This is a genomic window from Azospirillum sp. RU38E, from assembly GCF_900188385.1.
In the GTDB taxonomy this organism is placed as follows: domain Bacteria; phylum Pseudomonadota; class Alphaproteobacteria; order Azospirillales; family Azospirillaceae; genus Niveispirillum.
This window is the reverse complement of sequence record NZ_FZOI01000001.1, coordinates 671366-685861: the sequence shown is the minus strand read 5'-3', so window position 1 is coordinate 685861 and position 14496 is coordinate 671366. Positions and strand designations below refer to the sequence as shown.

The 14496-nt window shown below is 65.2% G+C and carries 13 protein-coding genes; all 13 read left to right on the top strand.

Annotated features, from left to right (window positions below):
• The first annotated feature begins 449 nt into the window (after positions 1-449).
• The 13 genes from CHB97_RS02875 (at position 450) to murB (ending at position 14442) form a co-directional block, all read left to right on the top strand.
• Positions 450-938 (top strand): division/cell wall cluster transcriptional repressor MraZ, encoded by a 489-nt coding sequence (locus CHB97_RS02875; RefSeq protein ID WP_244559355.1) that lies wholly within the window; start codon positions 450-452, stop codon positions 936-938.
• Positions 938-1903 (top strand): 16S rRNA (cytosine(1402)-N(4))-methyltransferase RsmH, encoded by a 966-nt coding sequence (rsmH, locus tag CHB97_RS02870; protein ID WP_089286408.1) that lies wholly within the window; start codon positions 938-940, stop codon positions 1901-1903. The genes CHB97_RS02875 and rsmH overlap by 1 nt, the downstream gene beginning before the upstream one ends.
• The gene (locus CHB97_RS02865; protein WP_089286407.1) at positions 1900-2328 is read left to right on the top strand and encodes a septum formation initiator family protein; all 429 of its coding nucleotides are present in this window, start codon (positions 1900-1902) and stop codon (positions 2326-2328) included. The genes rsmH and CHB97_RS02865 overlap by 4 nt, the downstream gene beginning before the upstream one ends.
• Positions 2325-4139, top strand: a complete 1815-nt coding sequence (locus CHB97_RS02860; RefSeq protein ID WP_089286406.1) for a penicillin-binding protein 2 — start codon at positions 2325-2327, stop codon at positions 4137-4139. The genes CHB97_RS02865 and CHB97_RS02860 overlap by 4 nt, the downstream gene beginning before the upstream one ends.
• On the top strand, positions 4136-5608 hold the full coding sequence (locus tag CHB97_RS02855; protein WP_089286405.1) for a UDP-N-acetylmuramoyl-L-alanyl-D-glutamate--2,6-diaminopimelate ligase: 1473 nt from the start codon (positions 4136-4138) through the stop codon (positions 5606-5608). Before CHB97_RS02860 ends, CHB97_RS02855 begins: the two co-directional genes overlap by 4 nt.
• A gap of 61 nt (positions 5609-5669) precedes the next feature.
• On the top strand, positions 5670-7145 hold the full coding sequence (locus CHB97_RS02850) for a UDP-N-acetylmuramoylalanyl-D-glutamyl-2,6-diaminopimelate--D-alanyl-D-alanine ligase (RefSeq protein WP_089286404.1): 1476 nt from the start codon (positions 5670-5672) through the stop codon (positions 7143-7145).
• Positions 7135-8220 carry a phospho-N-acetylmuramoyl-pentapeptide-transferase gene (gene mraY / locus CHB97_RS02845; protein ID WP_089286403.1) on the top strand — a complete coding sequence of 362 codons (1086 nt, stop codon included), beginning with the start codon at positions 7135-7137 and terminating at the stop codon, positions 8218-8220. The genes CHB97_RS02850 and mraY overlap by 11 nt, the downstream gene beginning before the upstream one ends.
• 14 nt (positions 8221-8234) lie before the next feature.
• Positions 8235-9632, top strand: a complete 1398-nt coding sequence (gene murD / locus CHB97_RS02840) for a UDP-N-acetylmuramoyl-L-alanine--D-glutamate ligase (protein WP_089286402.1) — start codon at positions 8235-8237, stop codon at positions 9630-9632.
• Between the two features lie 4 nt (positions 9633-9636).
• A complete protein-coding gene (locus CHB97_RS02835; RefSeq protein WP_089286401.1) occupies positions 9637-10776 on the top strand; it encodes an FtsW/RodA/SpoVE family cell cycle protein in 1140 nt (379 codons plus the stop codon).
• Positions 10773-11876 (top strand): undecaprenyldiphospho-muramoylpentapeptide beta-N-acetylglucosaminyltransferase, encoded by a 1104-nt coding sequence (murG, locus tag CHB97_RS02830; RefSeq protein ID WP_089286400.1) that lies wholly within the window; start codon positions 10773-10775, stop codon positions 11874-11876. The genes CHB97_RS02835 and murG overlap by 4 nt, the downstream gene beginning before the upstream one ends.
• A complete protein-coding gene (locus CHB97_RS02825; RefSeq protein ID WP_089286399.1) occupies positions 11873-12070 on the top strand; it encodes a hypothetical protein in 198 nt (65 codons plus the stop codon). The genes murG and CHB97_RS02825 overlap by 4 nt, the downstream gene beginning before the upstream one ends.
• 3 nt (positions 12071-12073) lie before the next feature.
• Complete coding sequence (gene murC, locus CHB97_RS02820; RefSeq protein WP_089286398.1) at positions 12074-13507, top strand: UDP-N-acetylmuramate--L-alanine ligase; 1434 nt, start codon at positions 12074-12076, stop codon at positions 13505-13507.
• Positions 13507-14442, top strand: a complete 936-nt coding sequence (gene murB / locus CHB97_RS02815; RefSeq protein WP_089286397.1) for a UDP-N-acetylmuramate dehydrogenase — start codon at positions 13507-13509, stop codon at positions 14440-14442. Before murC ends, murB begins: the two co-directional genes overlap by 1 nt.
• Positions 14443-14496: the final 54 nt, after the last annotated feature.

Here is a 14496-nt window from a genome sequence, read left to right as displayed (position 1 = left end):
ATTTTTTCTGCAACACACCGACGAACCATGCCTGGAGCATCGTCCACTTGCTGGAAAAACAAAGTGTTCTTATGAAAAAGTGAAATAAAAACACCCTAAACTTTCGGGGTAAGAGTCAGTATGTTCAGGTAAAAAATAGAATATAAACTAAATAATGAGAGGCCATAACATTCAAAATTAATTGGACGCACAAAGAATGCATAAAATTATCCACAACTAGCCCTATCCATAAGGATAATTCTTCTAAAAATGCGGATTCTATTGGGCAGCCATTGACCGCCCAATTCCTCCCATGCTATCCCAAGAAAACCCAAACAAAGGGATCACTGGTCCATTCCCGCCCAACCCGACCCGCATCAGCGGCACCCGGCACAGGCGGCAAGAAGCCCGTGGTGGAGTGCGGATGATGGGACCGGCGCCGACGGCGCCATAAGTGGGGCGTGATAGGAATGTTCCTGTCAACACATACCAACAAGGTCGACAAGAAAGGGCGGGTTTCGATCCCCGCTTCCTTTCGCACGACCCTGTATGGTGGCCCGCTTCCGCCGGCAACCAGCGTCGATATGGTGATTTTCCCCTCCCTGAAGGCGCCGGCCCTGGATGTGGCCCCGCGTTCCTATCTGACAACCCTCTCTGAAGCGCTGGATGATCCGAACATGCCGGAAGAACAGCGCGAACTGATCGAAACCACCGTGTTCGGCCGCATCGTCGAAATCAGCACCGATACCGAGGGGCGCATCATTCTGCCCGCCAAATTGCTGGATTATGCCGGCATCACCGAAAACATCGTCTTTGTCGGCCGCCGCAAGACCTTCCAGATCTGGGATCCGGTCCGGCACGAGGATCACGAGCGGGAGATGGCGGAACTGGCCCGCGCCCATTCCATCTCGCTCTCCACCATCGTGGCCAAGGCGACCGCCCTGGCGAAGGGGGCATGATGACGGCAAGCCCGGTCCATATCCCCGTTCTGCTGGCCGAAGTGCTGCATGAAATGGCCCCGCGCGATGGCGAGGTGCTGGTGGATGGCACGTTCGGGGCGGGCGGGTACAGCCGCGCCCTGCTGGACAGTGCTGCCTGCACCGTCTGGGGCATCGACCGCGACCCCGCAGCATTGGAACGCGCCCGCCCGCTGGAGGCGGCCTATGCCGGCCGTCTGCGGGTGCTGGAAGGCCGGTTCGGCGATATGGCCGATCTGCTGGCCGCCCAGGGCGTGGCGCAGGTGGATGCCATTGTGCTGGATATCGGCGTCTCCTCCCCCCAAATCGACACGCCGGAGCGGGGCTTCAGCTTCCGCTTCGACGGCCCGCTGGACATGCGCATGGGGGCCGATGGCCCCACTGCCGCCGATGTGGTGAACAGCACCGAAGAAGATGATCTGGCCAATATCCTCTATCATTATGGGGAAGAACGGCTGTCCCGCCGCGTGGCCCGCGCCATCGTGGCCCGCCGGGCCATCGAGCCGTTCACCCGCACGGCCGATCTGGCCGATGTAATCCGTTCCTGCGTGCCGAAATCCAAGGACGGGATCGACCCGGCCACCCGCAGCTTCCAGGGCCTGCGCATCCACGTGAATGATGAGCTGGGGGAGCTGGAGCGCGCCCTGGCCGCCGCCGAGCGGCTGCTGGCCCCCGGCGGGCGGCTCTGCGTCGTCACCTTCCATTCGCTGGAAGACCGGGTGGTGAAGGAATTCATGCGCCAGCGCTCGGGCAATCTGCCCGGCCCGTCGCGCCATGTACCGGGACCGGTGGCCACCCCGCCGGCCCCCACATTCCGCCTGCTGTCCAAATCGGGGACCGCCCCCGGCGCGGCAGAGCAGGCCGCCAATCCGCGCGCCCGGTCCGCCCGGTTGCGCACTGCTATCCGCACCCAGGCCCCCGCCTGGTCGACGGGAGAACCCGTATGATCGGCAAGTCCACCATCATCTGGATCGGCACCATCTGTGCTGCCTCCGGCATCCTGTACCAAACCAGCTACAAGGCCCAGGAACAGGAGCGGGAGCTGGCGCGCATCAACCGCACCATCCAGCAAGAACGCGAGTCCATTCAGGTGCTGAAGGCCGAATGGGCTTCCCTGAACGATCCAGCCACGCTGGAACGCATGGCGCGCGAACATCTGGTACTGGCCCCCACCAGCGCCCAGCAGATCGCCGTGCTGACCGACATTCCCGACCGCCAGCCGGACGCTGCACCGCTGCGCCTGACCCCCATTCCCGGCCGCAAGCCGGGGGCGCCCAGGCCGGCGCCCAGCCCCGCCCCGTCCCATGAACCCGCCATCGCCGCCCGGCAGGACACCCCGGTGATGATGGTGAATTATGGAGTCGCCCGATGACCGATGCGCCCTTCAGCCTCACCGGTTTCGACCTGGCCGGCACCGACCGTGCCGGCAATGGCCGGGCGGAGCCGCGCGTGCGGCTGCACAGCCCAGCGCAGGGCGCGCTGGAGCAGGGGCGCGCCCGTCTGATGGTGCTGATGGCCGTGTTCAGCCTGGGCTTCGGCGCCGTGGGTGCCAAGCTGGTGGGCGCCACGGTGGATTTCGGCCGGGGTGAGGGCAAGGGCGCGGTGGCCAAGACCGCCGCGCGCCACGGCACCGGCACGCGGGCCGACATTGTGGACCGTAACGGGGTGCTGCTGGCCACCTCCCTGCACACGGCGTCGCTGTTCGCCGACCCCAAGCTGATCCTGGATGCGCAAGAGGCGGCCGAACAGATCGCCAGCGTGCTGCCGGACATCAATGTCGCGCAGTTGACGCAGGAGCTGAAGTCCGACAAGCGCTTCATCTGGGTGAAGCGCAATCTGACCCCGCGCCAGCAGCAGGATATTTTCCGCCTGGGCATCCCCGGCATTGATTTCCAGCGGGAAGAACGGCGCGTCTATCCGCAAGGCCCCCTGGCCGCCCATGTGGTGGGGTTCAGCGGCATCGACAATAACGGCCTGATGGGGATCGAACAGTCCTTCGATACCCGCCTGAAGGAAAGTGAAGAGCCGCTGCGCCTGTCCATCGATGTGCGCCTGCAGCATGTGCTGCGCCGCGAGCTGCTGAACACGATGGAAGAGTTCAGCGCCATCGGTGCCGCCGGCATGGTGATGGATATCCGCACCGGGGAGGTGCTGGGCATGGTCAGCGTGCCCGATTTCGACCCGCATTCCCCGCCCCCGCCGACGGAGGAGCAGGATACCGACCCCCGTTTCAACCGCAACACGCTGGGCGTGTATGAAATGGGCTCCACCTTCAAGATCTTCAACACAGCGATGGTTCTGGAATCGGGCCGTGTGCATATGAACGACATGTTCGATGCCACGCGGCCGATACGTATCGGCCGTTTCACCATCAGCGACTTTCATCCGGAAAATAAATGGATGGATGTGCCGGAAATTTTCAAGGTCTCCTCCAACATCGGCTCTGTGAAGATGGCGATGGAGGTGGGGCCGACGGCGCAGAAGGAATTCATGAACAAGTTGGGCTTCCTGAAGCCCGTTCACCTGGAAGTGCCGGAACGGGGTTGGCCGATGGTGCCTAACCCCTGGCGCGAGGTGAATATGATGACCATCGCCTTCGGCCATGGCATGTCGGTCAGCCCCGTGCATCTGGTGGCTGCCGTCTCCGGCGTGGTCAATGGCGGCGTCATGCATCCGGCCACCCTGCTCAAGCCGGAAAGCCCGGCTGCGGTACCCGGCACCCGCATCATCTCCGAAAAAACCTCCGATGCGATGCGCAAGCTGATGCGGCTGGTGGTAACCGAAGGCACGGCCACCAAGGCAGATACGCCGGGCTATGTCGTCGGCGGCAAGACCGGTACGGCGGATAAGGTGAAGGGCCGTGGTTATGTGCGCGGCGCCCGCGTCTCCTCCATGGTAGCGGCCTTCCCCATCAATGACCCGCGCTATGTCGTCTATGTCATGGTGGATGAGCCCAAGGGCACCAAGAAGACCTATGGTTACGCCACCGCCGGCTGGGTGGCGGCACCGGCCATCGGTTCCATCGTGGCCCAGATCGGCCCGCTGCTGGGGGTGAAGCCGCAGGACAATAATTCCCCGCAGATCATACAGGCGCTGGCGGTGCGGCCGGTCCGGCCGGCCGCACCGGGGGCGCAACTGGCCTCCCTACCGGTATCCAGCCCGGCGGCGGGGGATGAGGAATGACAAAGAGGCTGTCAGACATCATGGCGTCGCGCACGGAAATCGCGGTATCGGCCCTGGCGCTGGAACGCGACCCACCCATCACCGGCCTGACGGCGGATAGCCGCAAGGTGGTGCCCGGAACGCTGTTCGCCGCGTTGCCGGGCACTGTGCGTGATGGGCGGGACTTCATCCCGCAGGCCATCGCATCCGGTGCCGTCGCCATCCTGGCGCCCAAGGGCACCCGCCTGCCCGAGGGTGCGGGCGATGTGGTCCTGATTGAAGATACCAACCCGCGCCGGCGGCTGGCCCTGCTGGCCGCCGCCTTCCATGGCGAGCAGCCGACCCATATTGCCGCCGTCACCGGCACCAATGGCAAGACCAGCACGGCCCAGTTCACCCGCCAGCTCTGGCAGGCACTGGGGCACAAGGCCGGGGCCATGGGTACGCTGGGGCTGGTGGCCGATGGTTTCCCGGAAACCCCCAGCCTGACCACGCCGGACCCGGTGGCCCTGCACGCCACGCTGGCCGATGTGGCGCGTGGCGGTGTTACCCATCTGGCGATGGAGGCATCGTCGCACGGGCTGGACCAGTTCCGCCTGGATGGGGTGGTGGTGGAGGCGGCCGGCTTCACTAACCTGACCCGTGATCATCTGGATTATCACGGCACGATGGCGGCCTATCTTCAGGCCAAGCTGGCTTTGTTCGACCGGGTGATGCCCAAGGGCGCCACGGCAGTGATCAATGCCGACATCCCGGAATATGAACAGATTGCCAGCGTGGCCCATGCCCGCAAGCAGACCATCATCGGCTTCGGCACGGCGGGCAAGGAACTGCGCGTCATTGACGCCACCCCCCTGCCCCATGGCCAGCGGCTGGAACTGGACCTGTTCGGCAAGCGCCGCACGCTGGAGCTGCCGCTGGTCGGGCGCTTCCAGGTCTGGAACGCGCTCTGCGCCCTGGGGCTGGTGATCGGAACCGGTACGGATGCGGAACAGGCGGCGGATTGCCTTGTCAACCTGACGGGCGTGCGGGGCCGGCTTGAGATGGTGGCAACCCTGCCCAATGGCGCGGCGGTCTATGTGGACTATGCCCACACGCCGGATGGGCTGGAAACGGTGCTGCGCTCGGTGCGGCCGCATACGCATGGCCGGCTGTCGGTGGTGTTCGGCTGCGGTGGAGACCGCGACAAGGGCAAGCGCCCGATGATGGGCCGCATCGCCGCCGAACTGGCCGACCGGGTGATCGTTACCGACGACAACCCGCGCAGCGAGGTGCCGGCCACCATCCGGGCCGAAGTGATGGCGGGTTGCCCCGGCGCAACAGAGGTGGATGACCGCGCCAAGGCCATCGCCCTGGCGGTGGGTGAACTGGGCCCCGGTGATGTGCTGGTGCTGGCCGGCAAGGGGCATGAACAGGGACAGATCATCGGCAACGAGGTGCGTCCCTTTGATGATGCGACGGTGGCACGGGCGGCCGTCGCAGCGCTTTGATTTTGGTGTCACGGGGGGCCGGGATGGGCATCCCGGCTGGTGTTGGAAGTGGGGTGGGGAAATGGCGGAAGTCCTGTGGACGGCGGATGATGTGGCGGCGGCCTGCAATGGCCGGCGGGCCGGCACCGCTGCCTGGGCGGCCACCGGTGTTTCCATCGACAGCCGCAGCGTGGCGGTGGGTGACCTGTTCATCCCGCTGAAGGGGCCAAATTTCGACGGCCACGCCTTCGTCGCCCAATCCCTGGAGAAAGGGGCGGCCGGTGCCATCGTCGCCGATATTCCCGCCGGGCTGGAACAGGATGCCCGTCTGGTGAAGGTGGAAGACACCATGGCGGCGCTGGAGGATCTGGGCCGCATGGGCCGGCTGAACGCCAGTGGCAAGGTGATCGCCGTCACCGGCTCCGTCGGCAAGACCGGCACCAAGGAAGCGCTGAAGGTTGCCCTGGAAAGCCAGGGCAAGACCTTCGCCACCTTGGGCAGCCTGAACAACCATTGGGGCGTGCCGCTGTCGCTTTCCCGCTTCCCGGCCGACAGCCGGTTCGGCGTGTTCGAACTGGGCATGAACCATGCCGGGGAGATTGGCCCCCTGTCGCGCATGGTGCGCCCGGACGTGGCCATCATCACCACCGTGGAGGCCGTGCATATCGAATTCTTCCCCTCGGTGGAGGCGATTGCCGACGCCAAGGCGGAGATTTTTGAAGGTATGGGGCCAGGCGGCACCGCCGTGCTGCCGCGTGACAACCCGCATTATAGCCGCCTGCTGGCCGCCGCCCGTACCCAGGGCCTGCATATCCTGTCCTTCGGGGCCGATGCCGCCGCCGATGGCCGTCTGCTGGCGCTGGACCTGCTGCCCGACAGCAGCCATTTGCAGGCCCGCATCGATGGGGTGGATGTCACCTACGCCATCCCGCTGCCGGGCCGGCACCATGCCATCAACAGCCTGGCCGTACTGCTGGCCGTGAAGGCGGCGGGTGGCGACGTCGCCATCGCCGCCGCCTCACTGGCCAACCTTTCCCCCATCAAGGGGCGGGGCCAGCGCAGCACCGTCGCCCTGCCGGGCGGCACGCTGACCCTGATCGACGAAAGCTATAATGCCAGCCCGGTATCGGTGAAGGCCGCCGCCGGGGTGCTGGGGCAGGTGCCGCCGGGTGCCGGTGGCCGCCGCATCGCCGTGCTGGGCGACATGCGGGAGCTGGGCGAACAATCGCCGGAACTGCATGTCAGTGTCGCCCCCGCCCTGGTGGCCGGGCATTGCGACCTGTTGTACTGCTGCGGTCCCAACATGCGGCACCTGTTTGACGCCGTGCCGGCCGCCATGCGCGGGGCCCATGCGGCGGACAGTGCCGCCCTGGCCCCGCTGCTGGCGGCCGCATTGCGCCCCGGTGATGTGGTGATGGTGAAGGGCTCTGCCGGCAGCCGTATGGCCACCGTCGTGGACGCCGTGAAGGCCATGGCCAATAAAATTGACAAATTCGACCCGCAGGGGACAGCCGCCACGCTGAATGGCGGGGAACCGAGAGACAAGAATGCTGTATAATCTGCTTTACCCCCTGGCGGATCAGTTCCAGATTTTCAACCTGTTCCGGTATCTGACCTTCCGGACGGGCGGGGCCATCATGACCGCGCTGATCATCAGCTTCGTCATCGGTCCGCGCGTCATCCGTTGGCTGAAATCCAAGCAGGGGGAAGGCCAGCCCATCCGCACCGACGGGCCGGAAACGCATCTGAAGAAGAAGGGCACGCCCACCATGGGCGGCCTGATGATCATGATCGCCGTCATCATCTCCACCCTGCTCTGGGTGGATCTGACCAATACCTATACCTGGATCGTGCTGCTGGTGACGGTCGGGTTCGGGCTGGTCGGGTTCGGCGATGATTATCTGAAGCTGACCAAGCGCAATACCAAGGGCCTGTCCTCCAAGCTGAAACTGGTGGCCACCTTCGTCGTCGCCCTGCTGGCCACCGGCTGGTATCTCGCGGTCACCCCGTGGGAGCTGGGCAGCGGGCTGGCCCTGCCCTTCTTCAAGGATCTGCTGATCCATCTCGGCTGGTTCTATGTGCCGTTTGCCGTGGTCGTCATCATCGGTTCGTCGCACGCCGTCAATCTGACGGATGGGCTGGACGGGCTGGCCACCGTGCCGATCATGATCGCCGCCGCCTGTTTCGGGCTGATCGCCTATCTGTCGGGCAATGCCATCTTCTCCAACTATCTGGGCATCATCCATGTGCCCGGCACGGGTGAACTGGCGGTGTTCTGCGGCGCGCTGGTGGGGGCCGGATTGGGCTTTCTCTGGTTCAACGCCCCGCCGGCCATGGTGTTCATGGGCGATACCGGTTCGCTGTCGGTGGGCGGCGCACTGGGCGCCATCTCCGTCATCACCAAGCATGAACTGGTGCTGGCCATCATTGGCGGGCTGTTCGTGCTGGAGACGCTGTCGGTGATGATCCAGGTCGCCAGCTTCAAGCTGACCGGCAAGCGCGTGTTCCGCATGGCGCCGATCCATCATCATTTCGAAAAGAAGGGCTGGTCGGAGCCTACCGTCGTCATCCGGTTCTGGATCATCGCCGTCATCCTGGCGCTGATCGGCCTTTCCACCCTCAAGCTACGGTAATCCAAGGGGGCATCATGATCGATCTCGGCATCCTGAAGGGGCGCAAAATTGCGGTGATGGGTCTGGCGCGCTCGGGCCTTACCGCCGCGCGCGCCGCCCTGGATGCCGGGGCCGAGGTGCTGGCCTGGGATGATGGGGCCGGCGGGCAACAGGCGGCACTGGCCGAGGGCATTGCCCTGACCGACCTGAACAGCGCCGATCTGGCCGGGGTGGAACTGCTGGTGCTCTCCCCCGGCATCCCGCACAGCTTCCCACAGCCCAACAAGGTGGCCGCCCGCGCCAAGGCGGCGGGCATCCCGCTGGTCAGCGATATTGAACTGCTGGCCCGGGCCGTGCCGGCCCCGTTCTATGTCGGCATCACCGGCACCAATGGCAAATCCACCACCACCGCACTGACCGGCCATATCTTCGCCGGGGCCAACCGGCCCACCCTGATCGGCGGCAATTTCGGCATCCCGGCGCTCAGCATCGACCGGTTGGGTAAGAACGGTGTCTATGTGCTGGAAATGTCCAGCTATCAGCTGGAACTGACCCCCTCGCTCGGCTTTGATGCGGCCGTGCTGCTGAACATCACGCCCGACCATCTGGACCGGCATGGCGGGATGGATGGCTATATCGCCGCCAAGAAGCGCATCTTCCAGAAGGGCGATGGCAGGCCGCAGGTGGCCGTGATCGGCGTGGATGATGAGCCCTGCCGCCAGATGGCCGATGCGCTGGACGGGGAATTTGACGGGCGGGTGATCCGTATTTCTGTTCATGGTGTGCCGCTGGGCGGCATCGGGGTGGAAAATGGCGTGCTGGTCGATGCCACCGAAGGCACGCCCCATCCCTTCACCGACCTGACCAAACTGACCACCCTGCCCGGCCAGCATAATTGGCAGAATGTGCTGGCCGCCTATGCCCTGGCACGGGCCGGCGGGCTGACCCATTCCGACATTCTGGATGGCTTGCGCACCTTCCCCGGTCTGGCCCACCGGCAGCAGCAGGTGGCGGTGATTGATGGCGTCCGCTTCATCAATGACAGCAAGGCCACCAATGCCGACGCAGCGGCCAAGGCGCTGGTCTGCTATCAGCCGATCTACTGGATTTTGGGCGGCAAGCCCAAGGATACCGGCCTTGCCGGCCTAGAAGAACTGGTCGGCCCCGTCCGCCATGCCTTCCTGATCGGCGAAGCGACGGAAGCCTTTGCCGGCTGGCTGGCCGATCATAAGGTGCCGCATACGCGCTGCGGCGTGATGGAAAAGGCGGTGGAAGCCGCCTTTGCCGCCGCCAAGGCCGATGGGGAGGCATCGCCCGTGGTGCTGCTGTCGCCGGCCTGTGCCAGTTTTGACCAATATCCGAATTTTGAGGTGCGGGGCGACGCCTTCACGGCGGCGGCAAAATCCCTGGCCACTACCCGGCAGGGGGATTGAGCCCATGCTCTCCTTCTCCCGCACCGATCATTCGGTTCTGGGCCGCTGGTGGTGGACGGTGGACCGCTGGACGCTGGCCATCATCATCGCCATTGCCGTGATCGGTGTGGTGCTGATCCAGGCGGCCAGCCCGGCGGTGGCAAACCGCATCGGGCTGACCACCTTCCACTTCATCGAACGCCACCTGATCATGCTGCTGCCCTCGCTGGCCATCATGGTCGGTGTCTCCCTGCTCACCCCGCGCGGGGTGCGACGGCTGGCCGTGGTGCTGTTCGGGGGGGCCGTTGTCGGTGTGGTGCTGACCCTGTTCATCGGGGAGGAGATCAAGGGCGCCACGCGCTGGATCCATGTGCCCGGCCTGTCGTCGGTGCAGCCGTCGGAATTCCTGAAGCCGGCCTTCGCCGTTATCTCCGCCTGGATGTTTTCGCTCCACCGCACACCGGGGCCGACGGGGGGCCATTTTCCCGGCATCCAGGTGAACTGCGCCCTCTATGCCATGATCGTGCTGCTGCTGATGAGCCAGCCTGATCTGGGGCAGACCTTCGTCATCACCTCCATTTTCTTCGGCCAGTTCTTCCTGGCCGGCCTGCCCATCGTGCTGGTGGCCAGCATGGTGGTGCTGGGCATGGGCGGTCTGGTCAGCGCCTATTTCCTGTTCCCACACGTACAAAAGCGCATCGATGGCTTCCTGAACCCGGCAACGGGTGAGAATTATCAGGTCGAAAAATCCATGGAAGCCTTTGCCAATGGCGGCATCTGGGGCACCGGCCCCGGTCAGGGCCGGGTGAAGATGGCCATCCCCGATGCCCATGCTGACTTCATCTTCTCCGTCGCCGGGGAGGAATTGGGGCTGGTGGTCTGCGCCCTGATCATCGTGCTGTTCGCCATCGTGGTGATCCGCAGCTTCAACCGCGCCGCCAATGATCAGAGCCTGTTTGTCATGCTGGCCGCCACCGGGCTGGCCATGCAGTTCGGCCTGCAGGCATTGATCAATATGGGTTCCGCCCTGCATCTGATGCCGACCAAGGGCATGACCCTGCCCTTCATCTCCTATGGCGGTTCCTCCCTGATCGCGCTGGGGATCGGCACCGGGATGCTGCTGGCCCTGACCCGCAAACGTCTGTCACCGGGAGAAGGCCTGTGAGCGCCCGCCCCATCATCCTCGCCGCCGGGGGCACCGGCGGCCATATGTTCCCGGCGGAAGCCCTGGCCCGCGCCCTGATGGCGCGCGGCCATTTGCCTGTTCTGGTGACCGATCCGCGCGGCAAGGCGTTTGGCGACAGCCTGCCCGATGTGCGGGTGGAACGTATCCGCGCGTCGAACGGGGCCGCTGGCCTGCTAGGCAAGGCCCGCATGGCCGTCGATCTGGTGCTGGGCACCGCGCAGGCGCGCAGCCTGCTGCGCCGCCTGAACCCGGCCGTCGTGGTCGGCTTCGGCGGCTATCCGTCCGTCCCCACCGTGTTTGCCGCGCAATCCACCGGCATTCCCACCCTGCTGCATGAACAGAACGCCGTGCTGGGCCGGGCTAACCGGCTGCTGATCGGCAAGGCCGCCCGCATCTGCACCAGCTTCCCCGAGGTGAAGGGGCTGGGCCCCGCCGATGGCAGGCGCATCATCCGCACCGGCAACCCGGTGCGACCCGATATCCTGGCCCTGCGCGACGCCCCCTATCCGGCCCCCGTACCGGGCGGGCCGGTCAATCTGCTGATCACCGGCGGCAGCCAGGGGGCCAGCATTTTCGGCGAAGTGGTACCCCGCGCCATCGAAATGCTGCCGGAAGATTTGCGTTATCGGCTGAAGATCGTGCAGCAGGCCCGCCCGGAAAATATCGAGGTTGCGCGCAAAGCCTATTACGAGATGGGCATTGAGTGCGAACTGGCCACCTTCTTCAAGGATATGCCGCACCGGCTGGCCGGCTGCCACCTGATGGTGGCTCGTTCCGGTGCCGGAACGGTTGCCGAACTGACGGTAGTGGGCCGCCCCTCCATCCTGGTCCCCTATCAATACGCCATGGATGATCACCAGACCGCCAACGCCAGATCGGTTGAATCGGTTGGCGGTGCCTGGGTCGTTCCGCAGACGGAATTTTCACCCGCCGTGCTGGCCGACAAGCTGATCGCCCTGCTGGCCGACCCGGCCCAACTGACGCGCGCCGCCACGGCCGCCGCTGGCTGGGCCATCCCGGAAGCGGCGGAGAAGCTGGCCGATGCGGTGCTGGGTCTGGCCAGGGAGCGCGCAGCATGAGGCAATCTGTCCCCCCGCCCAGCCTCAGCGACCTGGAAACCGCCTTCCCCCTGCTGCTGGGCAATGGGCCGACGACGCGGCCCCATCTGGCACGACAGGGCCGTGAAAAGGCCACAAGTCATCATTACGAAGCCGAAACTGCACCCACGCCGCGCCGTAAAACCGGCCTTCTTGATTTTCTGTTTGGAGTTTAAGCCATGCGGGCCCTGCCGCTGAACATCGGAACCCTGCATTTTGTCGGCATTGGCGGTATCGGCATGTCCGGCATCGCGGAGGTGCTGCACAATCTGGGCTATGCCGTCCAGGGCAGCGACATGTCCGATAATTATAATGTGCAGCGGCTGCGCAAGCTGGGCATCAAGGTGGAGATCGGCCACCGGGCGGAAAATCTGGGCACCGCAGCGGTGCTGGTCATCTCTTCCGCCGTGAAGAAGGACAATCCGGAGGTCGTGGCCGCCCGCGCCGGCATGATCCCGGTGGTGCGCCGGGCGGAAATGCTGGCGGAGCTGATGCGGCTGAAATGGTCCATCGCCGTGGCCGGCACCCATGGCAAGACCACCACCACCAGCATGGTGGCGGCCCTGCTGGAAGGCGGGGCGATGGACCCGACCATCATCAATGGCGGCATCATCAATTCGCTGGGCACCAACGCCAAGCTGGGCAGCGGTGACTGGATGGTGGTGGAAGCCGATGAGAGCGACGGCACCTTCACCAAGCTGCCCTCCACCATCGGCATCGTCACCAATATGGACCCGGAGCATCTGGACCATTACGGCACGTTCGAGGAGGAGCGGAAGGCGTTCGACCGGTTTGTGGAGAATATCCCCTTCTACGGTTTCGCGGCGCTGTGCATCGACCATCCGGAGGTCCAAGCCATGCTGGGCCGGGTGGACCGCCGCGTCGTCACCTATGGCTTCTCCCCCCAGGCCGATGTGCGCGCCATCAATGTGGTAACCGATACCAGCGGCTGCGCCTATGACGTGGCGGTCAGCGACCGCGCGCGCGGGGAATCACGGGGGGAGGCACGCACCATCACCGGCATCCACCTGCCGATGTATGGCCTGCATAATGTGCAGAATTCCCTGGCCGCCATCGCCGTGGCCATCAATCTGGGCATCAGCGACGAGGCGATCCGCCAGTCCTTCGCCAAGTTCAGCGGCGTGAAGCGCCGCTTCACCAAGACCGGTGAAAGCAATGGCATCGCCGTGATCGATGATTACGGCCATCACCCGGTGGAAATCTCCGCCGTGCTGAAGGCCGCCCGCATGGCCGGCACCGGCCGCACCATCGCCGTGGTGCAGCCGCACCGCTATACCCGCCTGCAAAGCCTGTTCGGCGAGTTCTGCACCTGCTTCAACGATGCCGACACCGTGCTGGTGGCGGATGTCTATGCCGCCGGTGAACAGCCGATTGCCGGCGCGTCCCGCGATGATCTGGTCGATGGCCTGCGCGTGCGCGGCCACCGCGATGTGCGGGCCCTCTCCGGCCCCGACGCCCTGCCCGCCCTGGTAAAGGACATCGCCAAGCCCGGTGACATGGTGGTGTGCTTAGGCGCAGGCACCATCACCCAATGGGCCACCGCCCTGCCGGCTGAGCTGGACAAGCTGTTTGCCATTGGGGGTGCCGACTGATGGTTTCCTCCCCGCTGATCGACCGGATCAAGGAACAGGCACCCAACCTGCGCGGGCGGCTGGTGGCCGATGCGCCGCTGGGGCCGACCACCTGGTTCCGCGTCGGCGGCAATGCCGAGCTGCTGTTCCGTCCGGCCGACCGGGATGATCTGGCCTATTTCCGGGCCCGCTGCCCGGCCGATGTGCCGGTGACGGTGATCGGTGTGGCGTCGAACCTGCTGGTCCGCGATGGCGGGGTGCCGGGTGTGGTGATCCGCCTGGGCGGCGCCTTTGCCGAGATTCATGTCGAAGGCGAAATGATCATTGCCGGCGCTGGCGCGCTGGATTTGAACGTGGCGCTGACGGCCCAGCAGGCCGGGCTGACGGGGCTGGAATTCCTCTCCGGCATTCCCGGCACCATCGGCGGGGCCATCCGCATGAATGGCGGCGCCTATGGCGGGGAACTGGTGGATGTCATCGACTGGGCCGAAGGGGTTGACGGCCAGGGCCATATCCGGCGCTGGACTCGCGATGAACTGCACCTGACCTACCGCCATTGCGGCCTGCCCGAGGATGTGATCTTCACCGCCGCCGCCCTGCGTGGTCGACCTGACGACAGGGACGCTATCCAGGCGCGGATCGAGGCGATCCAGCAGACCCGCGCCGACAGCCAGCCGGTGCGCGCCCGCACCGGTGGTTCCACCTTCGCCAACCCGGAAGGGCATAAGGCCTGGCAGTTGATCGATGCCGCTGGTTGCCGGGGTTTGACCATCGGCGGGGCACAGATCAGCGAAAAACACTGCAATTTCCTGATCAATCTGGGCGATGCCACGGCTGAGGATATCGAGTCCTTGGGCGAGGAGGTGCGCCGCCGCGTGAAAGCGCAGAGCGGCATAGACTTGCGTTGGGAGATACGGCGGATCGGCGTACCCCGTTCGCATGGGGGGGCCGGATGAGCGCGTTCACCCACCACCTCCCCCCTGACCTTCGGGTTAGCGCCCTCGGCTTTT

Coding starts and splice junctions, on each gene's coding strand:
- CHB97_RS02875 (WP_244559355.1), top strand. CDS start 450: ATGTTCCTGTCAACACATACCAACAAGGTCGACAAGAAAGGGCGGGTT.
- rsmH (WP_089286408.1), top strand. CDS start 938: ATGACGGCAAGCCCGGTCCATATCCCCGTTCTGCTGGCCGAAGTGCTG.
- CHB97_RS02865 (WP_089286407.1), top strand. CDS start 1,900: ATGATCGGCAAGTCCACCATCATCTGGATCGGCACCATCTGTGCTGCC.
- CHB97_RS02860 (WP_089286406.1), top strand. CDS start 2,325: ATGACCGATGCGCCCTTCAGCCTCACCGGTTTCGACCTGGCCGGCACC.
- CHB97_RS02855 (WP_089286405.1), top strand. CDS start 4,136: ATGACAAAGAGGCTGTCAGACATCATGGCGTCGCGCACGGAAATCGCG.
- CHB97_RS02850 (WP_089286404.1), top strand. CDS start 5,670: ATGGCGGAAGTCCTGTGGACGGCGGATGATGTGGCGGCGGCCTGCAAT.
- mraY (WP_089286403.1), top strand. CDS start 7,135: ATGCTGTATAATCTGCTTTACCCCCTGGCGGATCAGTTCCAGATTTTC.
- murD (WP_089286402.1), top strand. CDS start 8,235: ATGATCGATCTCGGCATCCTGAAGGGGCGCAAAATTGCGGTGATGGGT.
- CHB97_RS02835 (WP_089286401.1), top strand. CDS start 9,637: ATGCTCTCCTTCTCCCGCACCGATCATTCGGTTCTGGGCCGCTGGTGG.
- CHB97_RS02825 (WP_089286399.1), top strand. CDS start 11,873: ATGAGGCAATCTGTCCCCCCGCCCAGCCTCAGCGACCTGGAAACCGCC.
- murC (WP_089286398.1), top strand. CDS start 12,074: ATGCGGGCCCTGCCGCTGAACATCGGAACCCTGCATTTTGTCGGCATT.
- murB (WP_089286397.1), top strand. CDS start 13,507: ATGGTTTCCTCCCCGCTGATCGACCGGATCAAGGAACAGGCACCCAAC.